General features: G+C 37.9%; 22 protein-coding genes, 1 pseudogene and 1 riboswitch. Of the genes and pseudogenes, 13 read left to right on the top strand and 10 right to left on the bottom strand.

Annotated elements, in window-relative coordinates; translation table 11 throughout:
- Positions 1-39: 39 nt before the first annotated feature.
- A riboswitch (SAM riboswitch) is annotated at positions 40-140 on the top strand.
- 133 nt (positions 141-273) lie between these two features.
- From RGU12_RS09320 to RGU12_RS09305, 4 genes are all read left to right on the top strand, one after another.
- A complete protein-coding gene (locus tag RGU12_RS09320) occupies positions 274-453 on the top strand; it encodes a YezD family protein (protein WP_309535824.1) in 180 nt (59 codons plus the stop codon).
- A gap of 165 nt (positions 454-618) precedes the next feature.
- The gene (gene ssuE, locus RGU12_RS09315) at positions 619-1170 is read left to right on the top strand and encodes an NADPH-dependent FMN reductase (protein WP_309535823.1); all 552 of its coding nucleotides are present in this window, start codon (positions 619-621) and stop codon (positions 1168-1170) included.
- A 20-nt stretch (positions 1171-1190) separates the two neighbouring features.
- The gene (locus RGU12_RS09310; protein ID WP_309535822.1) at positions 1191-2576 is read left to right on the top strand and encodes an LLM class flavin-dependent oxidoreductase; all 1386 of its coding nucleotides are present in this window, start codon (positions 1191-1193) and stop codon (positions 2574-2576) included.
- Positions 2577-2695: 119 nt separating this feature from the next.
- A complete protein-coding gene (locus RGU12_RS09305; protein WP_309535821.1) occupies positions 2696-3514 on the top strand; it encodes an alpha/beta fold hydrolase in 819 nt (272 codons plus the stop codon).
- Positions 3515-3566: 52 nt separating this feature from the next.
- Here RGU12_RS09305 and RGU12_RS09300 read toward each other — a convergent pair whose 3' ends face one another.
- A complete protein-coding gene (locus tag RGU12_RS09300; protein ID WP_309535820.1) occupies positions 3567-4160 on the bottom strand; it encodes a DedA family protein in 594 nt (197 codons plus the stop codon).
- 207 nt (positions 4161-4367) lie between these two features.
- Positions 4368-5417: a 2,3-butanediol dehydrogenase gene (locus RGU12_RS09295; RefSeq protein WP_309535819.1), complete on the bottom strand. Its 1050-nt coding sequence runs from the start codon at positions 5415-5417 to the stop codon at positions 4368-4370.
- Positions 5418-5616: 199 nt separating this feature from the next.
- On the opposite strand from RGU12_RS09295, the gene RGU12_RS09290 reads away from it, so the two are divergent.
- Entirely contained in the window at positions 5617-6195 is a 579-nt protein-coding gene (locus RGU12_RS09290) for a hypothetical protein (RefSeq protein ID WP_309535818.1), read from the top strand.
- A 350-nt stretch (positions 6196-6545) separates the two neighbouring features.
- Positions 6546-7157: an Ltp family lipoprotein gene (locus RGU12_RS09285; RefSeq protein WP_309536292.1), complete on the top strand. Its 612-nt coding sequence runs from the start codon at positions 6546-6548 to the stop codon at positions 7155-7157.
- Between the two features lie 154 nt (positions 7158-7311).
- Here RGU12_RS09285 and RGU12_RS09280 read toward each other — a convergent pair whose 3' ends face one another.
- Positions 7312-8958 (bottom strand): hypothetical protein, encoded by a 1647-nt coding sequence (locus tag RGU12_RS09280; protein WP_309535817.1) that lies wholly within the window; start codon positions 8956-8958, stop codon positions 7312-7314.
- A gap of 1 nt (position 8959) precedes the next feature.
- On the bottom strand, positions 8960-9739 hold the full coding sequence (locus tag RGU12_RS09275; protein WP_309535816.1) for an ABC transporter ATP-binding protein: 780 nt from the start codon (positions 9737-9739) through the stop codon (positions 8960-8962).
- Positions 9740-10063: 324 nt separating this feature from the next.
- Here RGU12_RS09275 and RGU12_RS09270 point away from each other — a divergent pair, with 324 nt between their 5' ends.
- The gene (locus tag RGU12_RS09270) at positions 10064-11236 is read left to right on the top strand and encodes a diflavin oxidoreductase (protein ID WP_309535815.1); all 1173 of its coding nucleotides are present in this window, start codon (positions 10064-10066) and stop codon (positions 11234-11236) included.
- Positions 11237-11289: 53 nt separating this feature from the next.
- On the opposite strand, the gene RGU12_RS09265 is transcribed toward RGU12_RS09270, so the two are convergent.
- The 6 genes and pseudogenes from RGU12_RS09265 to RGU12_RS09240 form a co-directional block, all read right to left on the bottom strand.
- Positions 11290-11823, bottom strand: coding sequence for an RNA polymerase sigma factor (locus RGU12_RS09265; protein WP_309535814.1), 534 nt, complete (start codon positions 11821-11823; stop codon positions 11290-11292).
- A gap of 81 nt (positions 11824-11904) precedes the next feature.
- Positions 11905-14145: a sensor histidine kinase gene (locus RGU12_RS09260; protein ID WP_309535813.1), complete on the bottom strand. Its 2241-nt coding sequence runs from the start codon at positions 14143-14145 to the stop codon at positions 11905-11907.
- On the bottom strand, positions 14123-14815 hold the full coding sequence (locus RGU12_RS09255; RefSeq protein ID WP_309535812.1) for a response regulator transcription factor: 693 nt from the start codon (positions 14813-14815) through the stop codon (positions 14123-14125). The genes RGU12_RS09260 and RGU12_RS09255 overlap by 23 nt, the downstream gene beginning before the upstream one ends.
- A gap of 246 nt (positions 14816-15061) precedes the next feature.
- On the bottom strand, positions 15062-15517 hold the full coding sequence (locus RGU12_RS09250) for a DUF3231 family protein (protein ID WP_309536291.1): 456 nt from the start codon (positions 15515-15517) through the stop codon (positions 15062-15064).
- Positions 15518-15592: 75 nt separating this feature from the next.
- Positions 15593-15673, bottom strand: a pseudogene (locus RGU12_RS09245) (NAD(P)-binding protein); the annotation flags it as partial.
- Positions 15674-15937: 264 nt separating this feature from the next.
- Complete coding sequence (locus tag RGU12_RS09240; RefSeq protein ID WP_309535811.1) at positions 15938-17125, bottom strand: ROK family transcriptional regulator; 1188 nt, start codon at positions 17123-17125, stop codon at positions 15938-15940.
- Between the two features lie 382 nt (positions 17126-17507).
- On the opposite strand from RGU12_RS09240, the gene RGU12_RS09235 reads away from it, so the two are divergent.
- From RGU12_RS09235 to xylB, 6 genes are all read left to right on the top strand, one after another.
- Positions 17508-18770: an ABC transporter substrate-binding protein gene (locus RGU12_RS09235; protein WP_309535810.1), complete on the top strand. Its 1263-nt coding sequence runs from the start codon at positions 17508-17510 to the stop codon at positions 18768-18770.
- Positions 18771-18833: 63 nt separating this feature from the next.
- Positions 18834-19718 carry a carbohydrate ABC transporter permease gene (locus RGU12_RS09230; protein ID WP_309535809.1) on the top strand — a complete coding sequence of 295 codons (885 nt, stop codon included), beginning with the start codon at positions 18834-18836 and terminating at the stop codon, positions 19716-19718.
- The gene (locus RGU12_RS09225; protein WP_309535808.1) at positions 19718-20536 is read left to right on the top strand and encodes a carbohydrate ABC transporter permease; all 819 of its coding nucleotides are present in this window, start codon (positions 19718-19720) and stop codon (positions 20534-20536) included. The genes RGU12_RS09230 and RGU12_RS09225 overlap by 1 nt, the downstream gene beginning before the upstream one ends.
- Positions 20537-20556: 20 nt before the next feature.
- Positions 20557-22878, top strand: a complete 2322-nt coding sequence (yicI, locus tag RGU12_RS09220; protein WP_309535807.1) for an alpha-xylosidase — start codon at positions 20557-20559, stop codon at positions 22876-22878.
- 59 nt (positions 22879-22937) lie between these two features.
- On the top strand, positions 22938-24254 hold the full coding sequence (gene xylA, locus RGU12_RS09215; protein WP_309535806.1) for a xylose isomerase: 1317 nt from the start codon (positions 22938-22940) through the stop codon (positions 24252-24254).
- A gap of 68 nt (positions 24255-24322) precedes the next feature.
- Positions 24323-25822 carry a xylulokinase gene (xylB, locus tag RGU12_RS09210; protein ID WP_309535805.1) on the top strand — a complete coding sequence of 500 codons (1500 nt, stop codon included), beginning with the start codon at positions 24323-24325 and terminating at the stop codon, positions 25820-25822.
- Positions 25823-25829 lie beyond the last annotated feature (7 nt).

Genomic DNA, 25829 nt, shown 5'->3' with positions numbered 1-25829 from the left:
AATTTTATATCAACAAACAACAACTTAATTACCTATTGATTCTTATCCAGAGAGGCGGAGGGACTGGCCCGACGAAGCCTCGGCAACAGACATTATGTACTGTGCCAATTCCAGCAAGCATTTTGCTTGAAAGATAAGAAGAGCGTATTCGAACTATGCATGTATGCCCTCTTCTTGTTAGAAGAGGGTTTTTATTTTGGCCAAAATGAACATCTGCCATACTGGTCAACCAGGGCAATGAAATGATATACATCTTGTACAAGGAGGAGTGACATGGCAAAACTTGAGGAACAAAAGGTGAAACATATTTTATCAACCTTGGAGAATCTAGAATTTGGATCAATTGTAATTACTGTCCATAATGGGGAAATCACCCAAATTGATGCGACGGAAAAGAAGCGTTTTTCATTACAAAAATCCACATCATCCCAAAAACAAACCACGAAAAAATAATTTGCCGATTAGACCACTAAAGGCATCTTTATTTTCAAAGCGTCCACGATTGACGTTTTGAATAAAGATGTCTTTTTTATTTCCTTTTTTCTTTGGAAGGGGGAGGTTGATGGTTCAATAACTCATAAGAAAAGATTTCAATAAAAAGGAGAAAGGATGATCAAAATGAGCGAAATCGTTATTTTATCGGGAAGTCCTTCAGAAAGTTCTAGAACGGATTTGGTTCTACAGTTTGTAGGGAAAAAGCTTAAACAGGAAGGTTTTACAATCACACATGTATCCGTGAGAGATATTCCTTCTGATGACATATTTAATCTGAAGTTTGATAGTCCAGCCATTAAGGATCTAACTTCATTAATCCAAGGGGCAGAAGGTGTGATTGTAGGATCGCCCGTTTACAAGGCAGCGTACACAGGAGTGCTGAAAGCTGTACTAGATTTGCTGCCACAAGATGTGTTAGCAAGAAAAACCGTTTTGCCAATTATGACAGGCGGAAGCCCAGCACATTTACTAGCAATTGACTTCAGCCTCAAACCATTATTGGCCGCATTAAAGGGGCAAAGCATGCAAGGAGTTTACTTCCAAGATTGCCAAATCGATAAAACACAAGTGATTACCCCTATTACCGATGTAAATGTGTTAGAAAGACTGAAAAAAGAGCTTTATTACTTTGTTGAAGCAGTCAAACAGAATAAAGCTTTTGCTTTAAAACATTAATAAAAAAGGAGCTAATAACAATGACAAAGAAAAGAATTTATTTAAATGCATTTGATATGAACTGTGTGGGGCATCAATCTCCAGGTCTGTGGACACATCCAGAGGATCAATCACACCGCTATAAAGATAGTGAATATTGGATTGAACTAGCAAAGCTTTTAGAGAAGGGTCGATTCGATGCAATATTTCTAGCAGATGTACTGGGGCCTTATGATGTGTATCAAGGCTCTAGAGATGCCGCTATCCGTCAGGGTACCCAAACACCTGTAAATGACCCATCCCTTGTTGTGCCATTAATGTCAGCGGTGACAAAGCATTTAGGATTCGGAGTTACGGCATCTGTCACGCATGAGCATCCTTATACATTTGCTCGCAGGATGTCGACGCTGGATCATATTACAAAGGGGCGTGTCGGCTGGAATATTGTCACTTCTTACTTAAAAAGCGCCGCTGTGAATATGGGATTGGAAGACCAAATTAAACATGATGAGCGGTACGATATTGCTGAAGAATATTTACAAGTTTGCTATAAGTTATGGGAAGGTAGCTGGGAGGATAATGCAGTTTTAGTAGACAAACAGAATCAAATTTTTGCAGACCCAAGTAAGGTCCATGATATCAACCATGAAGGCAAATATTTTAAAGTCCCAGGAGCACACCTATGTGAGCCTTCTCCACAAAGAACGCCGGTACTCTATCAGGCAGGAACTTCCACAAAAGGCCGCGCTTTTGCTGGTCAAAATGCTGAGCTTATCTTTATTGGGGCACCGACTAAAAACGCTGCTAGGCATTCTGTAAAAAAACTCCGTGAAGAGGCAATAAAGGCAGGTAGGACACCAGAGGAAATAAAAATTCTTACTTGTATTACTCCGATCGTGGGTCGAACTGAAGAGGAAGCACATAATAAGTTCAATGAATATCAAAAACATGTGAGCTATGAAGGGGCACTCGCACTACTTGGGGGATGGACTGGAATTGATTTTTCAGAGTATGGTCCCCATGAAAATCTTAAGTTTGTCAAAAATGATGCGATTCAATCGACAGTTGAAAACTTTACTAGAATTGATTCGGGTAAAAATTGGACGATCGATGAAATAAAAAAATACACGGGAATTGGTGGATTAGGTCCGGTCACGGTTGGAAGTCCAGAACAGGTTGCAGATGATTTGGAAAGTTGGGTAAAAGATACTGGAGTAGATGGATTTAACATTGCGTACGCGATTACTCCTGGTACATTTAAAGATTTCATAGAATTCGTTGTGCCAGTATTACAAGAAAGGGGTCTGGTGCGAAAAGAATATGAAGGTGACACCTTAAGGGATAGCCTATTTGGTAAAGGAAGCCAGTTGCCACCGCATCATCCTGGAAAACAATACTCAAAAACTACAGCCTTAGCAGTAAAGTAATACAAACTAGAAAAGCCTTCACCATCACCGAAGGCTTTTCTAAATGTCTCTTTTATGAGGAATTAATAAATAAATTGGTGAATATAGTGTTTAACAGTTTAATATAGGGGGGGATATTGATGGGTTTTATTGATGGGATATATATTGAAGTCGATTCAGGGGTCGAACTATTCGTTCAAGATGTAGGGGAAGGAGAACCCCTTGTTTTCATCCCTGGCTTCACATTCACAACGGAGGTTTTTTCAAAGCAAATTGAATATTTTTCAAAAACGAACCGAGTAATTGTGATTGATCCAAGAAGTCACGGAAGATCGACTATCTCTCTTCATGGAAATGATTATGTCACACACGGAGCTGATTTAACTGCGGTTCTCCAAGCATTAAATGTGAAAACTGCAACACTTGTGGGCTGGTCGTTTGGTTGTTTTACGGTTTGGGAGTATGTAAAGAAAAATGGCTTTGATCATATTAAATCTTTAGTATTTGTAGATATGCCGCCTAAATCCTTATCTGTCAATGATGATTGGGTGGAAGGAAAGCTAGATGATATTGCAGCCATTTACAATCCTTATTTACGTAATTCAGCGGGGCATCGTGAGTTCATAACAAGCTATATCACTCAAGTTATGGTGCAAAGAGAACTTGAGAAAGAAGAGTTAACCTGGCTAGTAGAGCAATCATTGAAAACGCCATACTACATCGCGGGTAATTTATTTGCATCAGGTATGTTTTCTGATTATCGAGAGGAAGCAAAAAAGGCTAGTAAAGCTGTCCCTACTTTAACGATTGTCGCTGAGCACTGGGCGGATATTGCAGAAAAGTACACAAACCAACTAACGCCTGAATCTCAAGTAAAAGTACTGGGAGGCCATATGATGTTTTGGGAGCATGAAGAAAAATTTAATGAGATTGTCCAAGACTTTTTGGATGAAAATTAGGGACCACAGGGACGGTTCCTGTGGTCCCTTTGACCAAGGAATCTGTCCCTTTTTATCTTACCAATTTCCTTCGGTTTAAAAAGACAACACCAAGAACAATAATGAGTGCAAACCCGATTACGTAAATGATGTAGTGATTCATCATCATTTCAACCTTCATCCAATTCTTACCTAACTCATGTCCTAATGTAATAAATGTAAAGCCCCAAAAGATAGCCCCGGAGTAGGCGAATATGGCAAACCTTTTAAAGTTTAAATAATTTAATCCTGCAAGGTAAGCTGTTATATGACGAACACCAGGTATAAAATAACCGATAAATAATAAATACGGTCCGAATTTATTAAAAAGCATGCTCGTTGTTTGAATTCTTTTTTCGGTTAGATGAAGTTTAGGCCCAAATTTCCGCAGAAACGGAATGCCTAACTTGATTCCTAAAAAATAGCTGATAGTGATACCAATAATTGATCCAATCGAAGCGCTTACTAAAGAGAGGGAATATGACATTTTACCTTGATAAACAGTGTATCCCACATATGTAAGTAGAATTTCATCAGGGAGTGGCAATCCAATGATCCCTGCCGCCAACACAATAATTAAGCCAAAATACCCATAATGCTCCAATAAATAATAAAATTGCTCTCCCATATTAAAAATCCCTTTCCAAATGCGTTGTACACGGGCAGTTAACTGGTGCCGCTAGTACTATTGAATGACAACATCGTATCATAATTCCTAAGCCTATCATACCCTATTAAAAAGAGGGATGTAAACGTAACAAGTTTTATTCTTCATAAGGACTAAAAGAATGAGCCAATAGTCAGTGGTTCATGATCTATTGGCCCATTCATAACGTTATTCAGCTTTTACTAGGATTTTAATGTGATTTCTTTCTTTAAGAAGACCTTCGAATCCTTGAGTAACGACGTCATCAAGTGTAATGCGTTTTGTTACCAGTTTTTCTGCTGGAAAATATCCTTTAGCCATTAAACTAATAACGGCAGGGAATACATCTCGATATCCGATAATACCTGTTATTGTACGTTCTTTCATTACGATATTTTGTGGGTGGATAGTGGCCTCTGTTTCAAAAATGCTGACAATCATGGTCTCACCATTGTATTTTGTTGAGTTTATAGCTTGTACCAAGACAGCCGGTACCCCGGTAACTTCATAAGCAACGTCAACTCCACCGTTTGAAAGCTGTTGAATTTGCTCTACCACATCACCGTTATTAGGATTAATTCCAATTGCCCCTAGTTCTTCTGCCTTTTGTCTTCGTTGCTCAGAAAGCTCTACCGCGTAGATTTCGGTTGCCCCAGCAGCCTTGAGAGCCTCGATTACTAATAAACCGATTGGACCTGTTCCGAATACGGCAGCTTTATCACCTACTTGAAGCTTGCTTTGTTTCACCGCATGAAGTGCAACAGCAGCTGGTTCAACAAGTGCTCCTTGTTCATAGGATACTGTTTCAGGAAGCTTATGTAACATATGTTCAGGAACAGAAGCAAATTCAGAAAATCCTCCACCGCCCCCAGAAAGGCCATAGAATCCCATTTTATCGCAAAGGTTATATTTCCCTTGTTTACAAGCCTCACATTCACCGCAAGAATAGATTGGCTCAACTGCAACACGGTCACCAACCTGTACCCTTGTAACACCTTCACCAATTTCAACAACTTGACCTGAGAACTCGTGTCCCATTACAATTGGCGCTTTATCACTGGTTAGCGGATGCGGAGTTTCAGCTGGAATAAAGATAGGTCCTACTGTATATTCGTGTAAATCACTTCCACAGATTCCACACCACTCTACTTTGAGTTTTACCTCACCTTGTTTTACAATCGGTTCTTCGATGTCTTCTAAACGTAAATCTTTTGCCTTGTACCATCTAAGTGCTTTCATGATCCTCAACCTTTCAAGATAGAATAGTAGATTCTCAATACAATTTCAGTGTAACATTCATTTTACGAAAAAAATAAAAAGAGTATTAAATCTTTGTGAACATTTTCACAAAGTGACCAAAGGGACGGTTCTTGTGGTTCCGTTATGAATGAAACTTCTTATGATGAAAACACGTCTAAAAAAGAAAAAGGGGTGCTTCATGCGTAATTTAGCTCGCGGCGTTTTGTTAACCTGTTCATTTTTATTTTTAGTAGTAACTAGCGTTTCGGCCACAAGTTGGGCGGAATTAGAGCTACAAGAGGTACTCGATCGTGCAGAAGTTATTGTGATGGGGCAATATGACTTTTCCAGTAAGCCGAAACGCGGTGAGTCCGTTTTTCGAGGGAGAGTATTCAAGGTTGGCAGTTTGTATAAAGGGGATGTTACGAGCCCGTTAACGGTAGGTATTGATCCTTATGATGTAGGTTGGGCAGAGGAATTCCAAGATAGGGGTGGCATGTTTCTTTTATTTTTAGAAGAAAGTGAGAATGGTAAATTACTTCTTCCAGTAGGTGGACCGAATGGCATGATTCAAGTGTTGGACGGGAAGGTTGAGGAGCGGGATGATGAAAGAAATGCTTTTTTCGAAGAATTTCTTAAAGAAACCCCTTCAAAGACATTTGAAATAACAAATGTCAAACATAATGATAAGCTATACTTTCCCTTATTTTTAATTGTAGCCGCTTTTGGCATTCTATTCATTCTACTATACCTGAACAAGAGAAAATCTATCCAATAATCATCCCCTCATATTGAAAAGTAACGGGTTTGGTTAATGGAAAATAACAAATCAAAGTACATATTTTTACCATCCTTTAGTGGATGAAATACCTTAGTAATTAGCAAACAAACGTTTAGATTTTTTCTAAGCGTTTTTTGTTTGGAAACAATTCATTTATTGGAGTGGTTAATTACGAAAAAGTTCCAAATAATAATGGTATTGAGTTCTCCTGATTGTGAAAAGTGAGTATTTCAAATTAAAAAGGAACATTCTAATGCAGGAGGGATACCCACTGTAATTAGTTACAGGAATCCATAAGTGTTCCACTTTTTAAATAAACTATACAAATGGAGATGATTGTTTTGGCTATGTTTATCGGCTTAATCAGTTTTGTAGGAATGATTGTATTTCTTATCTTAGGTATTGTTGGAGCGATTAGGAAGTCTAAGAAAACTAAGAGGAACTTTATTATAACAGGTGTATTTTTTGTATTGTTAATCGCAGCCCTATCATTTAGTGGTGAGCCATCTGAAACTGATCAAGCAGAATCCCCAATAACAGAAGAAAAAGACGAAGTTGAGCAAGAAGAACCAACGGAAGAGGAAGTAGTACCTGAAGTTGAAAAGAAAGAAGAACCAGTAAAAGAAGAACCGGAACAACCTAAAGAAGAAGTGAAAGAAGAACCTCAATTAACGGTTTCACAACAAAATGCTATTCGCCATGCTGAAAACTATATTTCAACAATGCCATTCTCAAAGACTGGTCTTATTGAACAATTAGAATATGAAGGATATTCCACAGAGGATGCCACTTTTGCAGTTGATCATATTGAAGTAGATTGGAGAGAACAAGCGGTGAGACATGCCAAAAATTACAATGACACAATGCCAATGTCTAGGCAAGGTTTAATTGACCAATTAATGTATGAAGGGCACAGCAAAGAGGATTCGACATATGCAGTTGAACAAATAGGGCTATAAAAAGTGAAGGAAATGGGATATTTTAAAAAGCGATATAACTATTCTGAGTAGTTCGCTCTTTGGTTTTAAAAATGATGTAATAAATAGTAAAGCAGAGGAACATTGCCTCTGCTTTATCGTATTCTTTTTATCACATAAAAGTCGCTTTAGACCTTTACTCTACCTTTTCCCACGAAACGTTGAAAACTTTTCTCCATAATAAAAACAAAGTCAGCACGGCTAGGGCGAAATAAATATAGAGTCCATATGGAAAAAGCTTGCTAATTATATGCAGTCCAGCAAAGAGACCAGCTACTAGCATTAGCATAAAGATAATGGCTCCATTTCCTGAACTATAGGTTTCAAACGACCTGGAAAAAGGAAGGGATTTTTCCAAAATGGCAAAGCAAATCACTGCATAGATCATCGCACTAACAAAGACAAGTATCAGGTCAGGAATAATCCTTACTCCGTAAATAGGAATAAACACAATACAGAGTATGAAATAAATAGGCACATATAGATTTACAATAAAAGCCTTCATCGTTCCACTAAAAATAGGTTTTAGGTTTTTTAAAGGTGTGAGCTTATAAACCCAAGCTCCTTTATGAGTTCCTGAGTACTTAAGCGTGATGATGACGGTTGGCATCATCAACAAGCTAAAATAGATATTCAAATAAGATTTGCCTTCTCTGATCAGGTTAAAAGACTGCCAACTGAAATCATCCATAAATGTGAATAAAAAAATAAAAGGGATTACGATAGAAAATCCTAAAGAAGGATAGACCCTTAATTTAAACTCTCTTTCATTTTTAAGCATGAGACTAGAAAACTGATAGAAAACCCTTTCCTCTTTTGTTGGACAAATAAATTTTCTAAAAGATTCTCCCAACTTAAGACGTTTTTTTATTCTCCCTTTATTATGTTGAGAAAGCTTTTGAAGATTTCTCTCAAATGTAGGAGTAAACTTTGCATAAATCCAAATCGAAACAAATGGAACTACGATACCTAACCCTGCTAGTAAAAAATAAAAAGGTTGAGAGCCTCCGTTCAAGGCAAGCTCCATAATAACACCGTACCAAATAGGGAAAACAAGGATATGCCACCATGCTGGTTCAAGGCTAATCGATAGGTCGACAATTTCAAAGGACCTGATGAGAAGCTGGTAGCCAATCATTATCGAAAAGGACAAGCCAATTTGGACATAATTGATAAGATCCTTTAGTTTTTCTCCATCAAAAAAATGAAGGATAATTAAATAAATCAACGCCGTCAATGCAATAATCAATAAATCTATTAAAATGACATTTAAAAGCGCAATAAGAAAAAACACAATACCATGTCTAAAAAGTCCTGCAATAATCGAAGGACCCGCCAAGGCAATCGTCATCAAAGATAGATAAATCACGATATGAGTGAGTTTTGCAGCACTGATAGTCTTTCGATCAATTGGCTTAGGGTAAAGAATATTTCTGTCACGAATATCAAGGAGCACTGACGAAAAATCAGAAATCATGGAGGTCATTAAGAAAAAGATAATCATTCCAAAAACAAGGCTCATTTGAAAAAGATAATTGTCTCCCATAATGGTAAAAGGAATTAAAAAGAGCCCGAACAAAACATAGATCCATAAGGATAACATATAATGATTTTTATCTTTTTTATCCTTTTTATTATTTTGTGAGAAAATGGTTGGCACACGACGTCGGTCCATCACGAGTTTCGCCTGCAGAATTTTCCGCATCACTCGGTAATCAATACCAAAACGGGTGAAGGCTTTTTCAAAACGATCCAGTAGCTTTAAAGAAGGAAAGTCCTGCATATCACACCTCACCAACAATGGATACAAAACGTGAAGCAAGTTCAGTATGCTCGTTGAATCCCGTCAATTGGTTGAAAATCCCTTCTAAAGAACCTTCCTTATTTTGCACCTTTAATTCCTCAAATGTTCCGTCAGCCGCAATTTTTCCGTCATGGAGAAGAATGATCCGACTGCTTATTTTTTCAACGACATCCATGATATGTGAAGAATAAAAAATGGTTTTTCCCTGCTGTGCCAGCTGCGCCATAATTTCTTTAAAAACCATGACACTGTTTGCATCAAGTCCGTTTATCGGTTCATCAAAAAAGAGGAGTTCGGGATTATGTAATAAGCTTGAAATAATCAGGAGCTTTTGTCGCATTCCTTTTGAATAGGAAGCGATTCTCGAATGATATACCTCCCCAATTCCAAACAACTCCATTAGGTTTTTGGCTTTATAGTCAGCTAGATCATAGTCAAGACCATATAATTCACCAATAAAAGTGAGGTACTCTTGCCCGGTTAGACTGTCATAGACATCGGCAATTTCTGGCACATACCCAATCTTCTGTTTGTATTCCATATTGCCGTCTAAAATACTTTGGCCGAAAATCTTTACTTCACCCTGAAAGTCTTCTTCAATTCCTAATATGATTTTTACTGTCGTGCTTTTTCCAGCCCCGTTTGGTCCGATATATCCGATGATTTCGCCCTTATTTACTGTAAAGGAAACCCCTTGAAGAACAGACTTGCTGCCATACCTTTTTTGTAAATTATCAATCTCCACAATGGCTTCAGTCATTCCATCAGCTCCATAACTATTAGTTTTTTCCTATTTTACCATATTTAGAGAATTAGATTTAGATATTAAAAAACTACCCTATCATCCTGATTAAGGTAGTTAAGGAAAAAAGCAGGTACTGTATGGAACCAGAGGGATGGTTCCTGTGGCCCTACAAATGGATTTCGTTCTTTTTTTGTTGTAACATATATTGGGTAATGAAAAAAGTCGTGCGATGTAATTTTTAAATATAAATAAATGCCAATAGTGTGCTAAAATACACGCTAGATAACTTGTACATGTGTTATTCTTAATATATATATCATTGTTGGAGGTTTTTTAAAAATGCAACGAACTATAGATGATGAAAAAAATCCGAAAAAGCCTGTTCCTGCAACATATTCAAGAACAAATCCATTTCCTGCAAAGGTTCTTAAGAACATAAACTTAAATGGAGAAGGTTCAAATAAAGAAACCAGACATATTGAATTATCATTAGAAGGATCAGGATTTTCATACATTCCTGGCGATACCCTTGGAATTGCGCCTACCAATGATCCAGAATTAGTTGCAGCCATACTTGAAGAAATGAAGTGGGATGCAGAAGAGATTGTAACCGTTGGTCGTCAAGGAGAGTCCATGCCATTGAAAGAAGCGCTGGAAACGTACCTTGATATTACGTTACTTTCTAGAAAGATTTTACAAACCGCAGCAGACTTCACAGACAACGAGAAACTCCAAAAGCTTGTGGAAGACGCAGTAGCGGTTAAAGAATATTGCGATGGTCGTGACCTACTTGATATGTTACGTGATTTTGGTCCATGGAAGGTTCCTGCTCAAGAAATCGTAGCTTTATCACGAAAAATGATACCAAGACTTTATTCCATTGCAAGTAGTTTAGCTGCACATCCAAATGAGGTCCATTTAACAATCGGTGCTGTTCGTTATACAGCGCATGGACGTGAACGCAAAGGAGTTTGCTCCGTTCAATGTGCGGAACGTGTTCAAGAAGGTGATACTCTTCCAGTATTTGTTCAAGTGAATAAACACTTCCATTTACCTGAGACTCTTGATAAAGATGTGATAATGGTTGGGCCTGGTACAGGTATTGCGCCATTCCGTTCGTTTATCGAAGAACTTGCTATCAATAAAGCAACAGGACGTTCATGGTTATTCTTCGGAGATCAGCATGAGGCGACTGACTTCTTATATCAAAATGAATTGGAAAAATACCAACTAGATGGCATTTTAACCAAACTTGATGTTGCATTCTCTCGTGATTCAGATCAAAAAGTATATGTGCAGCATAAGATGCTTAAGCACAGCAAAGAATTATTCGAATGGATTGACAATGGTGCTTATTTCTATGTATGTGGAGATAAAGACCATATGGCAAAAGACGTAAACGAAGCTCTTCTTACCATCATTGAACAAGAAGGCGGCATGGACAGAGAAGCGGCAGAAGCTTATTTAAAAGACATGAAAACACAAGGACGTTACCTACGTGACGTATATTAATATATAGTTTGAAAAAAGCCCTTCACCATGTGTGAGGGGCATTTTCTTTTCTGCTATACGTTTATAAGGCGGGCAGGGTCATTAGACAATTCCCACTTAACCAGAAATCCCCTCAATTCCTTCCGAGCCCGGTAGATTCTTGTTTTAACGGTGCATGGCTTAAGGTTGAGGATATGGGCAATTTGGTTTTCTTGTAAACCATGCCATATTTTAAGAGTGAGAACGTCCTGGTATTCTTGTTTCAGCTTACGGGTAGCTTGATAGATTTGCTCCATAACCATGTTCGTTTCAACTTCTTCCTCCACATTTTGCTTCATTGTTTTCCCTAGGCATTCGATTAATTCGTGGTCCATTGGGGTCCCTTTCTTATTTCTCTCCATCCTAACAAAATCAATTGCTGTTCTTGTTGCAATGGAGGACAACCAGGCTCCCATTTTATTTTCGTCTTCGAGTGTATCCATTTTATTGATCGCTTTAATGAATGTCTCGTGAACGACATCTTCTGCTGTATGGATATCCCTCGTGATCGAATAACTAATTCGAAACAGCCTAGAATTGTATTCGTGATAAATCTTTGAAAATTCCATAGAAATACACCCCCTTTGGTACGGGATAGAGGGGGAGATTCACTGATTGGTGTGGATCAATGAACCTGTCCCTCTGTCCCATTACATGAGCGCCAATGTGATTTTGACTTTGAAAAGGTCGCCGTCTGTTTCGATTTCGAGATTTCCGTGGTGAAGGTGGACGATGGATTGGGCGATGGCGAGCCCCAGACCAGAACCGTCCGTGTGTCGTGAGGTGTCACCACGTTTAAAACGTTCGAAAAGCTCGTCGCTATTTTCACTGAGTTCGTATTTTGATACATTTTTAAACGTAATGATAGCTTGTTCTGCAATTCTGTCTGCCGAAATATAGACACGTGAATGTTCAAGTGAATATTTAAAGATGTTTCCTAGTAAGTTATCAAATACACGCCACATTTTTTGTCCATCCACAAGTGCGTAGAGTGGTTTCTCACTGTTTGTCACACGGAATTGTAGGTTGGATGTGTTTATCGTATCATCATGTTCAGCTAGTGCTTGTTGTAAAAGCTGAACGAGATCAACCTTTTCCAAGTTTAATTCAATATTTCCACTAGCCATTTTTGATACTTCGAATAAATCATCAATGAGCACCTTTAAGCGTTTTGACTTACGGTCAATGATTTCAAGATAGGCGGCGCGGTCATCATCCGATAGATTTTGAGTTTTCATTAACTCCGTATACGTAATAATCGATGTCAACGGGGTTCGGAGGTCATGACTTACATTCGTAATGAGTTCCGTCTTTAACCGTTCACTCTTTGCTTGTTCATTTTGAGACGTTTTGACACCATGTTTTAACAGATTAATATTACCTGCTAGCGTTTCAAACACGGATTTCCCATTGACAGGTAGGTCCTCGCCTAATTTTCCTGCGGCTAGTTCATTAGTCTTCTCGACAATTTTATTAAAATATCCCACCTTTTTTACTAAGGTTATGAGAAGTGGAATTCCTACAACCCCAAGAAACAGCATATAAAAAAGGATAAAAACGGGGTTTAAAAAAATGAAAACAACTCCAAAACCTAAACTAAAGACAATGACGAGTACGACAAAAAACTGTGTCCCAGTACTTTGATTTAAAAATGCGTCCTTAAGGCTTTGTTTTCCTTTTTTAAAAAGGACGACAATCCCTTTTTTTGCTTTGCTGACAAGGCCATTTTCCCATTCAGACTTTACGTTTTGCCAATCCTTTAATTCTGTAAAAAGGTATTTTCCTTGAAGGTAAGTCAGGCCAACAAAAAGCGAACCTATTAAGAGAACGACACCGGGCTCGATTGCATTGTAAAGATTCTCTAGTACATAATAGAAGTCGGTAAAAGCAAAAAATACACAGAAAATCGAGATTAGGCCCGTAAGAGTAAAAAAGATTACACGTGAATCAATGGGGAGCTTATTGTAATAGGGTCTCCATTTTTCGATTTCAACTCGAACAGCTTGTACCTTTTTACCAAGGACATAGCAAATAAGGAACGATAGGATGCTTGCTATTGCAGTCACGAGTATAATCAATTGACTTTGTTTATAGGTGTCATATTGAATCATCAATGGGTTTGAGGCAGAAAGCGTTACTGGTACTGCTATATTACCTTCAAGGATTCCAATATCAGAAGGAATAATCGACTCGAGCAATTCGAAATCATGATAGGGATTAAAATGAATAAAATGCTCCCTCGTAATGGGGTAATCCTTAAGAAAATAGGTATTTTCCTCACTCATAGCGGTTTCGATGGAATCATCATTTGTTCGTTTAATATTGGTATAAATTTTTCCTGTTGTAGGATTAGTAAAATAATAGATGAACTTCTTTTTATATGTTTCATATTGCGATTTGTAACCTTCCCTTGCTTTGTAAAATTCCTCGATGCTTTTTTCTTTTTCCTTTATAATCTTGTTTTTTACATAGTCATCGCTTTTGAAATTCTTTGTAATGTCTTCAATCTTTTGATCTCGTTCAGCTATGTATGTATCAGCTATGTCTTGGTAGTTCGCGTTCAAGGCATCTTGAATTCGCCCTTCGTATTGTAAGTTAATGTTCTCAATTTGTTCGGGAAGGTCGCCATAGCGGTAGCGATGCTCGTTAATCTCTTCTTCCGTCACGATTATTGATTCTTTGGCTTCCTCTACGGTCATATCATAAAGCTCATACATGCTAACATAACCGGCGAACTGACCTAGTTCATCTTGAAAGTATGGAGTGTGGAAGTAATCTTGATAGATATAATCATTGCCATTTGCGATTACGGACAAGAGACCACATAGACCAAATGTATACAATAGAGCTATCAAACCAATTGTAATTTTACCTTTCCATTTTGTAGCCAATGCCCCATACCACCTTTAAATATCTAGGATTTTTTGCGTCAATTTCAATTTTTTCACGGATTTTCCGAATGTGAACGGCTACCGTATTTTCCGCATTATAGCTTGGTTCTTTCCATACCCGTTCATAGATTTCAGTGATTGAGAACACTCGACCAGCGTTGGTCATAAGCAATTCAACGATTTTATATTCGATTGGGGTGAGTTTTACAGGCTCGCCGTGAACCGCTACTTCTTTCGCATTCTTGTCGAGTGTCAAACCATGAAGGTCAATCACTTTGTTGGCACCTTCATAAGTACCAAACGTGACATATCTTCTCAGCTGTGATTTTACACGTGCGACTAGTTCCATAGGGTTGAACGGCTTTGTGACATAATCATCAGCGCCAACCTGTAGTCCTAAAATTTTATCCGTATCTTCACTTTTTGCACTTAAAATGATAATGGGAATATTTTGTGTCTCCCGGATTTTAAAAGTTGCCGAAATTCCATCCAGTTTAGGCATCATCACGTCTAAAATAATCAGATGAACCTGGTTTTCATGTAATATCTCCAATGCCTCGATTCCATCTTTTGCTTTCAACACCGTGATTCCTTCATTTTTTAAGTAAATTTCAATCGCATCCCGAATCTCTTTTTCATCATCAACAACTAGTACAAAATAATAATCCATTGTTCACCCAACCTTCTAATCCGCTTTCATTGTTTCTATCATAACCGGTAAATCTTAACATTCCATATCAAAAAATCTTAAGAATTTCTTAACATTATTTAAACCTACATGAACTCTATGTTTATTCATCATTTTATACTACAAAACGAGGGGGGGTTGAAAAGTATTTTAATAGTAGAGGTTCAATAAGATCAAATGTAAAAAAATAGGCCCAAATTGAATTGGGCTCTTTGATAGAAGGTTATATTATAGTTCTCGCTGAATGGCTCCATGTACTTTTTCCAACCATTCCTTTTTAATGAGGAATTTCGTAACCTTTTCTGAAAATGCGCCAGCTTTGGCGATATGTGCTATATAGGCTGCAAGTAAATCATGCTTCATGACCGATCCAAGTGAATATCCGTAAAGGGATAATAGACTTCCAAATAACCCAGCCATATGGGAAACAATGATTTGGTCAGAGAAAACTCTTTTCTTAGAACCCGTTACTTCTGCAGAATAAACAGGTGGGTTTGGTAAGTGATCTTCCTGCAATAAGTCAGTTAATGCATGACTTTGTTTTTTAACAACCGTGACTCCATTCGAAAGAAGTTCAAACGTTTCTTCTGAATCCGTGGTTTGAGCAAAACCTGTACAGAGAGATTCCGTGATGTTGAGTAAGTCAATGGTTGAATATAAATTGGCAATTTCCATACTATTCATTATGCAATCCTGGACGGGTCGGGTAAAGATGTCTAATAAGACTTCTCCATTAATAAATCTGTCTCCCACTTTGCTTCTTTTCTCAAAAATGGTTGGAGTTATCCCGTTCTTTTCAAGGGTGATGGCACACGCCAAACCCGAAAGTCCAGCCCCCATAATAGCAATTTCTATTTAAAAAAACTTCCTCCCAAAATGGCTACAGTACGAGCATTCCCATACATGATAAATGCGTCCATAATTTCCAAATAACTGGAAATTTTTTAGGGGAGTAAACCTTTATGTTATATTGAATTTAAGTGGACAAAACAATGGAAAAAAATCAAAAAATAGAGCCCCCTGCTCGTTTTAAAAAGCAGGGGGATAATAGGGAATTGTCATAATGGTTAGCGAAAAGACAGGATAAACCCCGGTTTATCTCAGTTATTTATACTGCTCAGAAACTTTTTTTTCTGCTAGAAATCCTGAGATAGCAAAGGAAGCGGCACCTAGGGCGCAAGAGTGTTTGCCTAGTTCGGAGAAGCGGATTTCTGTTTTGTCCTTATGATAGGGTAACAACCGTTCTGAAAGGATATGTTCAATTGGATTTGAAATCCAATTTTTAAATTGTGAAATGCGATTACCGATAATAATCACTTCTGGGTTAAATGTATTAATAATATTTGTGAGTCCAATTCCGATATTTTCACCGAGTGTATTTAATAATTGGAGAATTAAAGGATTGCCTTTAAAAGCTTCATTAACCAATCCGTTAAAATCTAGTACTGAATTTTCATGAATTGAGTTTTTTGCATCATTAAGGATTACTTGTTCAGATGCGTATAATTCCCAGCAACCGCGGTTTCCACAAGAACATTTTCGACCATTTGCTTCTATCGTTATATGCCCCATCTCACCTGAGATACCACTTACACCAGTATAAAGTTTATTGTCGATGATGATGCCTGTTCCTATGCCGATACCAATACTTACATATATCAAATTGGATATATGCTTTCCAGCCCCGTATAATTGCTCACCGTGAGCCCCTGAATTTGCCTCATTTTCAATAATCGTTGGAATGTTATATTCCTTCTCAATAATTTCTTTAAGGTTGATGTTGTTCCAATTCAGGTTTGGTGCAAAAAGTATCTTCTTTTCCTTGTCAACAATCCCAGGTACACCAATCCCGATGCCGACAACTCCGTATACACTTTCGGGTGCTTTTATAAGAAGTGTTTGAATGACGGATTTAAGACTTTCTACTACTTCATTAAATTCACGCTTTTCAATTGGGATGTGAACTTCCTCCATCTTATTCCCACTTAAATCTGTCAAAACACCTAATATATAATTAACCCCTAAATCAACACCAACCGCATAACCTGCATGACTATTAAAATAAAGCATGACTGGCTTTCGACCACCACTTGATTGACTCGATCCAATTTCATAAATCATCTGTTCATCAATTAGTTCCGCGACCATAGTTGAAACTGTTGCTTTATTAAGACCAGTATTTTTCGATATTTGGGCACGAGAAATCGGTCCTTTGCCTACAATTGTTGTAAAGACGATTGATTTGTTTATTTGTTTAACCAGTGATTGATCCCCGGTCAGTGGCCGTTCCATATTAACCCCTCCTACACCACTAGATTATTTTTCCAAAAATAGGTATACTTTGTTTAACCATTATATAAAACTTTCATAAATTATACAAATTTACATGGGGGACCTGAAGAACACACTACCCAAAAGATTTAGTAACAAACTAAGGATATCACCATATGTTGACGTTTTCAATCGTTTATTTTAAATAGTTGACAACGCTTTATTGCCGAATTATACTAAGTTTAAAGGTTAAACAAAGTTCAACCAAACATTCAACTAGAAACAAACTATAGGGAGTTGATGAAGGGAAATCATGTTTCAATTTATACGTTTAATAAATGGACAAACAATCCATGCGATGAACTACTGAAAGTAATAAATATAAAATAGGAGCTGATTTAATATGAAAAAAGTAAGCGTTTTAGTAATTGCGATGCTAATGTTCCTTTTAGCAGCTTGTGGAGGCGGGAATTCTATTACCGACAAATCAGCACAAGGTGGAGAAAAAACAGACGCTTCTGGTAAAGAAACAGTAAATATTTGGTATTATTATTCTGGGAAACAACAGGAACTTTTTGCTGATTTAATTAAACAATACAACGAATCACAAGATCAATATGTTCTTGAAGGTGAATATGTTCCGTTTGCAGATACGAAGAAACAACTATCAATAGGAGCTGCGGGTGGTACTTTACCTGACTTAGTCATCATGGACGTTGTTGATAATGCGGCTTTTGCAGCACAAGGTGTTTTAGCTGACATAACCGATAAGGTAAACGAGTGGGGGAAAGCGGATACTTTATATGAAGGTCCACTTAAATCTGCAATGTACGAAGATAAATATTACGGTTTACCTGTAGGAAGTAACGCGCTAGGTCTATTTTATAACGAAGATCTATTGAAAAAAGCTGGCATTGAAGCACCTCCAGCTACATGGGAAGAGCTAGTTGAGGTTGCGCAAAAGTTAACAAAAGACGGTGTGAAAGGTTTTGCAGTATCAGCTGTTAAAACGGAAGAAGCAGCATTCCAATTCTATCCATTCTTACGCTCTGCAGGAGCTGATTATGATAGCTTAGATTCTGAAGAAGCAATTGCAGCATTGGAATTATACAAAACATTAGTTGACAATGGTTCTATGGGATCAGAAGTAGTAAATGCAACGCAAGACGATTTAGCAAGACAATTTTCGAATGGGCAACTGGCAATGATGGTAAACGGTCCATGGAATATTGAAAGAATTAAAGGTGAAAATCCAGACTTGAACTTTGGCACTACTCAAATCCCAATGGCTCCAAACGGTGAGTTTGCTTCTGTACTTGGAGGAGAAAATATTGCCATTATCAAGGACAAAAATGTAGATGGTGCATTTGACTTCATCACTTGGTTACTAGAGCCTGAGCGCCTTGAGACGTTCTCTGCTGAAACAGGTGTATTTCCAGTCATCCAAGAAGTTCTTGAAACATCTGATTTCTGGAAAAATGATAAGCACCTAAATGGATTTGTTCCAATTATGGATGGTGCTGAACCACGTGGTCCACATCCAGAATGGCCAGCCATTTCTGAAGCAATTCAAATTGCAGTACAAGAAACATTAACAAATACTAAATCAGCTGAAGACGCTCTGAAAAATGCAGCAGAAACAGTTGAAGGGATTATCAACAAGTAAAAATAAGATCCCTCTGGTTTCAGGGGGGTCTTTCTTATTCAACCAACTAAGGAGGGAAACTCCATGATTAAAAGCAAACGTAACGGAGGCTATCTATTCGTTCTCCCAGCAGTCATCTTTATGGTGATCTTCATTGGATATCCACTAATCTACAATATTATCTTGAGTTTTCAAAATGTAGATTTAGCAGCATTAACTTCAGGTAACAAGTCCTTCGTAGGCTTTGATAATTATAAACAATTATTCAGCATGGAAGTATTCGGAATCTCTGTCAAAAATACAATCGTCTATACATTAGGTAGTGTTGTCTTCCAGGTTGCTCTCGGATTCTTTCTTGCTTTATTCTTCAGTATGAAATTCCGCTTAGCTCCATTCTTACGTGGCGTGATGATGGTTGCTTGGCTCATTCCACTTACAATTACGGCTCTATTATTTAAATTTATGATGGGTGAAAGTGGTGGAATCTTTAACGAATTACTCATCACATGGGGCATTACAAATAACCCTGTTCAGTGGTTATCAGATCCCAAAATTGCATTATGGAGTGTCATAATTGCGAATATTTGGGTAGGTATTCCATTTAATATGTTATTACTATCAACTGGCTTAAGTAGTTTGCCAGATGATGTCTATGAAGCTGCAAGCCTTGACGGAGCAAACTGGTTCCAAAGACTTATCCATATTACACTTCCACTTTTAAAACCAGTTATTCTAGTTGTGCTAATGCTAGGTTTCATCTACACATTCAAAGTTTTTGATTTAGTATATGTTATGACTGGCGGAGGTCCAATCAACTCTACGGAGGTTCTATCAACGGTTGCATATAGATTCTCATTTGATGAATTCAAATTTAGTTTGGGTGCGGCTGCAGCGAATATTTTGTTCCTGATTCTATTCGTAGTCAGTTTAATATACCTAAAATTCATTAAAGATGATGAGGTGGCATGATGAGTAAAAGTAGAGAAATGACATATAACATAGTAGGAGTACTTATCGTTCTTGCCTTCTTATTTCCTGTATTTTGGATGATTGTAACAGCGTTTAAATCGCAGGCTGAAATCTTCCAATCACCACCGACATTTTGGCCACATGATTTCCAGCTTGATAGTTTTGTAGAAATCTTTAAGGACAATGTTGGTCAATACTTCCTAAATAGTGTTGCAATCTCAGGACTAGCAACAATTATTGTGCTTTTATTAGCAGTTCCATCTGCGTATGGTTTGGCAAGATTTGAAATTAAGGGAAAAGGACCGATCATCTTATTTTTTTTAACAACTCAAATGCTTCCAGCAACAGTTGTTTTAACACCATTATTTATTATGTTTAATAATTTTAGTTTATTGAATACGTATTGGGGACCTGTATTTTCTTGTGCGACACTTGGAATTCCGTTCTCAATTCTAATACTACGAACATTCTTTATGGGGCTTCCAAAAGAGCTAGAGGAAGCGGCAAAAATCGACGGGTGTAGCCGTATTGGTTCCTTCCTAAAAATCATCGTACCAGTCGCGCTTCCGAGTATCGTTGTTTGTGGTGCGGTATCTTTCTTCTTCGCTTGGGGAGACTTGATTTTCAGTATGACATTTAACCGTGACCAAGGTTTATGGCCATTAACAGCAGGTATTTACAATTCAATCGGACGTTACGGTATCGAGTGGAATAACTTAATGGCGTTTGCGACTGTATCAATTTTACCGGTTATTGCGATCTTTGTAATTTTACAAAAACAAATTGTAAAAGGCTTAGTAAGCGGCTCAGTAAAATAAAAGAAAGGATGTTGTATAAAATGAAATTTTCAAATGGTTATTGGCTAACAAAAGAGGGCTATGAGGTTCACTATCCTCGCAGTGTCCGTGATGTTCAAGAGGTAGAGGACGGATTAATTTTATATGCACCGTGTAAGGATATCAGACACCGTGGAGATACATTAAATATAGCTCTTCTTACTATTAAACTTTCATCTCCAATGGAGAATGTAATTCGTGTTCAAACATGGCACCATCGTGGTGTAAAACCAAAAACACCTAATTTTGAAATCAAACGTGATAAAGCACCTTTTACTGTTGAAGAAAACGAGAACGAGATTTATTTTACAAGCGGATCGTTAAAAGTAAAAATTACCAAAGATGATTTTGGCATGGTGTATTACAACGGTAACCAAAAGTTAACTCATACTGAGAACAAAGGACTTGCTTGGATTACTGGACCAAATAAAGATACATTTATGAGAGCACAGTTGAACCTTAACGTCGGCGAGTATGTATATGGTCTTGGAGAACGTTTTACTCCATTTGTTAAAAATGGACAAACTGTTGATATTTGGAATCGTGATGGTGGAACAAGCTCAGAGCAAGCATATAAAAATATTCCGTTTTACGTGACAAACAAAGGCTATGGTGTATTTGTAAATCATCCTGAAGGGGTAAGCTTTGAGGTCGCATCTGAAGCTGTTTCAAAAACACAATTTAGTGTTGAAGGTGAGATGCTAGATTACTATCTTATTAACGGACCAACCCCTAAAGAAATTATTCGAAATTATACGGAGTTAACAGGAAAGCCTGCGCTTCCACCTGCATGGTCATTCGGTCTTTGGTTATCTACATCATTTACAACCAATTACAATGAAGAGACAGTAACTCATTTTGTCGATGAAATGGCAAACAGAGGAATTCCATTAAGTGTCTTCCATTTTGACTGCTTCTGGATGGAAGAGTTCGAATGGTCTAATTTTGAATGGGATAAAAAGGTTTTCCCAGACCCGGAAGGCATGTTAAGAAGATTGAAGGAAAAGGGCCTCAAGATATGCGTGTGGATAAATCCATATATCGCACAGAAATCTCCATTATTTGACGAAGCAATGGAAAAAGGCTATCTCATTCAGCGAACCAATGGCGATGTATGGCAATGGGACTTCTGGCAATCTGGAATGGGAATTGTTGACTTTACAAATCCAGATGCATGTGAATGGTATGCATCAAAATTAAAAAGATTGATAGATATGGGAGTAGATACGTTCAAAACGGATTTCGGCGAAAGAATCCCTACAAGAGATGTTGTATTTGCGGATGGATCTGATCCAAAACGTATGCGTAACTATTATACTTTCAAATATAACGAAATCGTGTTTAATCTATTGAAGCAGGAAAAAGGAGAAAAAGAAGCGATCGTCTTTGCACGTTCTGCAACAGCGGGTGGTCAGCAATTTCCAGTACACTGGGGTGGTGACTGTGAAGGAACCTATGAATCCATGGCTGAAAGCTTACGTGGTGGATTGTCCTTGATGATGTCAGGATTTGGATATTGGAGTCATGATATTGGTGGATTTGAAACACTTGCAACTCCGGATCTATTCAAGCGCTGGGTAGCATTCGGACTACTGTCAAGTCACAGCAGATTCCATGGCAGTAACACATACCGAGTGCCTTGGGGATATGATGAAGAATCCGTAGATGTAACAAGACATTTTACAAAGCTTAAAAATAAATTAATGCCATACTTGTTTAATGCTGCAAACGATAATCATGAGACAGGCATTCCGGTAATGCGCCCAATGGTAATGGAGTTTCCAAATGATTTAACTTCTCATGTACTTGATACTCAATACATGTTAGGAGAATCAATCTTAGTAGCACCAATATTTAACGAAGAGGGTATTAGTTCCTATTACCTTCCACAAGGAAAATGGACACATTTATTAACAGGAGAAGTTGTAGAGGGCGGCGAATGGAGAAACGAAACATATGATTACATGAGCCTACCATTGTTTGTAAGAGAAAATACAATTCTTGCCCTTGGTGAAAATGACATTCGCCCTGATTATGACTATGTAAATAACGTGACATTCGCTTTATATGAGTTGCAAGAAGGAAAAGAAGTAAAGACAACAGTACGGGACATAGATGGTAATATCGAAGCTGCTGTTTCCGTTGTGAAAAACAACAATACCATTACATTTACAACAAATATGAAAGAAGCTAAACCATACTCTATTCTACTTAATGGCTATAACTCCATTACTTCTGTTTCTGCAGGTGAGTGGGAAAAAGAAGAGGATGGCATTCGTATCCGTCTAAGTGAACCAGTTCAAAAAGTAGTAATCGGTTTGTAATCAAGGATTTAATTTATTCATCTATTTTTTATGAAACTAATACTAGGAGGAACACCCAGATGGCTTATTTCGAATCAGTTAACAAAATACAATACGAGGGACCAAAATCAACAAATCCTTTTGCATTTAAATATTACAATCCAGAAGAAAAAATCAATGGTCAGACAATGGAGGAACTTCTTCGTTTCTCAGTAGCGTATTGGCACACATTTACTGCAAACGGCTCTGATCCATTTGGAGTCGGAACTGCAATCCGTCCATGGGATCACTTAAAAGGATTAGACTTAGCAAAGGCCCGCGTTGAAGCATCTTTTGAACTTTTTGAGAAATTAGATGTTCCATTCTTTGCGTTCCATGACGTAGATATTTCGCCAGAAGGAAGCACATTGAAGGAAACAAATGAAAATCTTGATGTCATTGTAGCGATGATTAAAGATTACATGAAAACTAGCAAGGTTAAATTACTTTGGAATACAGCAAACATGTTCACAAATCCACGTTATACACACGGTGCTGCAACTTCTCCTAATGCAGATGTGTTTGCCTACTCTGCAGCGAAAGTGAAAAAAGGTTTAGAAGTAGCAAAAGAACTTGGCGCAGAAAACTATGTGTTCTGGGGTGGACGTGAAGGCTACGAAACATTATTAAATACAGATATGAAGCTTGAGATGGACAACTTAGCTCGTTTCTTCCACATGGCAGTTGACTATGCGAAGGAAATCGGCTTAAATGTACCTTTCTTAATCGAGCCTAAACCAAAAGAGCCAACAAAACATCAATATGATTTTGACGTAGCAACTGGTCTAGCATTCTTGCAAAAATATCACCTAACAGACTACTTCAAGTTTAATATTGAAGCAAACCACGCAACACTTGCTGGCCATACATTTGAACATGAGTTAAGAACAGCACGCATCAACGGTATGCTTGGTTCAGTTGACGCAAACCAAGGGGATACATTACTTGGATGGGATACGGATGAATTCCCAACAGACCTTTACACGAACACATTAGCCATGTATGAAATTTTGAAAAATGGTGGACTTGGTAAGGGTGGTTTAAACTTCGATGCGAAGGTAAGAAGAGGTTCATTTGATACTGACGACCTATTCCATGCGCATATCGCAGGTATGGATGCATTTGCAATCGGATTAAAAGTGGCTAATAAATTAATTGAGGATAAAGTTCTTGATAGCTTTGTTGATGAGCGCTATAGCAGTTATACTAAGGGTATCGGCTTAGATATCGTTGAAGGAAAAACAAACTTCCGTGAACTTGAGGCATATGCACTTGGATTAACAAAAATCAAAAATACATCAGGTAGAACAGAACGCTTAAAAGCATTAATAAATCAATATCTATTAGAGACTCTTTAATTCATAGACTTAAAAATGTGCTGGATGTATGTTGCTCCAGCACATTTTCATAGAAAAGGATGATTCGGATGAAATATGTAATCGGTGTGGACCTTGGAACAAGTGCGGTTAAGATATTACTTGTGAATCAAGCTGGAGACGTGGCAGGCGAGGTATCGAAATCATATCCACTCATTATTGAAAAATCTGGTTATAGTGAACAAAATCCAGAAGAGTGGGTTGAAAAAACAACAGCGGGTCTTAAGGAACTTGTTGAGCAATTTGATGGAGATATCAAGGATATTGAAGGTATTAGTTTTTCCGGACAGATGCACGGACTTGTTCTACTAGACGAAGAAAACCAAGTATTGCGAAATGCTATTCTTTGGAATGATACAAGAACAACAAAGCAATGTAACGAAATCTATGAAACTTTTGGAAAAGAAAGGTTATTAGAGGTAACAAAGAATCCAGCCCTAGAAGGGTTTACGCTACCGAAAATTCTGTGGGTAAAAGAGAATGAACCTGGAATTTTTGAACGCTCTAGCGTGTTCATGCTACCTAAGGATTATTTACGCTACCGGACTACGGGTGCCGTAAATATGGAGTATTCTGATGCAGCTGGAACATTGATGTTGAACGTTGCAAAACGCAAATGGAGTCAGGAAGTGTTAGAGACTTTTGGTCTTTCACCTGAATTCTGTCCTCCATTAGTTGAATCACATGCATTTGTAGGTACGATTACAACTGAATTTGCCGAGGCAACTGGTCTTTCTAGTGAAACAAAGGTCTTTGCTGGCGGAGCGGATAATGCTTGTGGTGCGATTGGTTCAGGGATTTTATCAGAAGGAAAAACGCTTTGCAGCATTGGAACATCTGGTGTTGTGCTATCTTATGAAGAACGTAATGACCTTGATTTTAAAGGAAAGGTTCACTATTTTAACCATGGGGAAGAAAATACGTATTATACGATGGGTGTGACACTTGCCGCGGGTTATAGCTTAAGCTGGTTCAAGGATACTTTTGCAAAAGAAGAAGCCTTTGATCAATTTTTAGAAGGTATCGATGAAGTGCCAGCCGGTAGTAACGGATTAATATTCACTCCTTACATTGTTGGCGAGCGGACTCCACATGCAGATTCAACTATTCGTGGCAGTTTCATAGGCATTGATGCAGCCCATGAACGCAAGCATTTTGCACGGGCAGTCCTTGAAGGTATCACATTTTCGTTAAATGAGTCGATCGAGATATTTAGAAACAGTGGCAAAACGATTGATACGATTATTTCAATCGGTGGCGGTGCAAAAAATGAAACTTGGTTACAAATGCAGGCTGATATTTTTAACGCAAGAATTCAAAAACTAACATCTGAACAAGGTCCTGGAATGGGGGCTGCGATGCTTGCTGCATATGGCTGTGGCTGGTTCGCTACATTAAAAGAGTGTGCCGATGCATTCCTACAAACCTCCAAAACATATGAACCAAATCCGAATAATGTGGAGACGTATCAGAAGGTATTTGCAATCTATCAACAGGTCTATGCACAAACCAAGGTGATGAATGAGCAATTGAGAGAGTTTCGAAAATAAAATGAAC

This window comes from Ferdinandcohnia sp. QZ13 (assembly GCF_031324165.1).
In the GTDB taxonomy this organism is placed as follows: domain Bacteria; phylum Bacillota; class Bacilli; order Bacillales; family Bacillaceae_L; genus Ferdinandcohnia.
The sequence above is the reverse complement of the archived record's forward strand: the minus strand, read 5'-3'. Positions and strand labels throughout refer to the sequence as shown.

Excerpts from the sequence above, each read along its gene's own strand:
- RGU12_RS09240 (WP_309535811.1), bottom strand. The coding sequence starts at position 17,125 with ATGGAACGGCCACTGACCGGGGATCAATCACTGGTTAAACAAATAAAC.
- RGU12_RS09230 (WP_309535809.1), top strand. The coding sequence starts at position 18,834 with ATGATTAAAAGCAAACGTAACGGAGGCTATCTATTCGTTCTCCCAGCA.
- ssuE (WP_309535823.1), top strand. The coding sequence starts at position 619 with ATGAGCGAAATCGTTATTTTATCGGGAAGTCCTTCAGAAAGTTCTAGA.
- RGU12_RS09310 (WP_309535822.1), top strand. The coding sequence starts at position 1,191 with ATGACAAAGAAAAGAATTTATTTAAATGCATTTGATATGAACTGTGTG.
- RGU12_RS09280 (WP_309535817.1), bottom strand. The coding sequence starts at position 8,958 with ATGCAGGACTTTCCTTCTTTAAAGCTACTGGATCGTTTTGAAAAAGCC.
- RGU12_RS09320 (WP_309535824.1), top strand. The coding sequence starts at position 274 with ATGGCAAAACTTGAGGAACAAAAGGTGAAACATATTTTATCAACCTTG.
- RGU12_RS09265 (WP_309535814.1), bottom strand. The coding sequence starts at position 11,823 with ATGGAATTTTCAAAGATTTATCACGAATACAATTCTAGGCTGTTTCGA.
- RGU12_RS09285 (WP_309536292.1), top strand. The coding sequence starts at position 6,546 with ATGTTTATCGGCTTAATCAGTTTTGTAGGAATGATTGTATTTCTTATC.
- RGU12_RS09270 (WP_309535815.1), top strand. The coding sequence starts at position 10,064 with ATGCAACGAACTATAGATGATGAAAAAAATCCGAAAAAGCCTGTTCCT.
- xylA (WP_309535806.1), top strand. The coding sequence starts at position 22,938 with ATGGCTTATTTCGAATCAGTTAACAAAATACAATACGAGGGACCAAAA.
- RGU12_RS09295 (WP_309535819.1), bottom strand. The coding sequence starts at position 5,417 with ATGAAAGCACTTAGATGGTACAAGGCAAAAGATTTACGTTTAGAAGAC.
- RGU12_RS09235 (WP_309535810.1), top strand. The coding sequence starts at position 17,508 with ATGAAAAAAGTAAGCGTTTTAGTAATTGCGATGCTAATGTTCCTTTTA.
- xylB (WP_309535805.1), top strand. The coding sequence starts at position 24,323 with ATGAAATATGTAATCGGTGTGGACCTTGGAACAAGTGCGGTTAAGATA.
- RGU12_RS09300 (WP_309535820.1), bottom strand. The coding sequence starts at position 4,160 with ATGGGAGAGCAATTTTATTATTTATTGGAGCATTATGGGTATTTTGGC.
- RGU12_RS09225 (WP_309535808.1), top strand. The coding sequence starts at position 19,718 with ATGAGTAAAAGTAGAGAAATGACATATAACATAGTAGGAGTACTTATC.
- RGU12_RS09290 (WP_309535818.1), top strand. The coding sequence starts at position 5,617 with ATGCGTAATTTAGCTCGCGGCGTTTTGTTAACCTGTTCATTTTTATTT.
- RGU12_RS09255 (WP_309535812.1), bottom strand. The coding sequence starts at position 14,815 with ATGGATTATTATTTTGTACTAGTTGTTGATGATGAAAAAGAGATTCGG.
- RGU12_RS09250 (WP_309536291.1), bottom strand. The coding sequence starts at position 15,517 with ATGAATAGTATGGAAATTGCCAATTTATATTCAACCATTGACTTACTC.
- RGU12_RS09275 (WP_309535816.1), bottom strand. The coding sequence starts at position 9,739 with ATGACTGAAGCCATTGTGGAGATTGATAATTTACAAAAAAGGTATGGC.
- yicI (WP_309535807.1), top strand. The coding sequence starts at position 20,557 with ATGAAATTTTCAAATGGTTATTGGCTAACAAAAGAGGGCTATGAGGTT.
- RGU12_RS09305 (WP_309535821.1), top strand. The coding sequence starts at position 2,696 with ATGGGTTTTATTGATGGGATATATATTGAAGTCGATTCAGGGGTCGAA.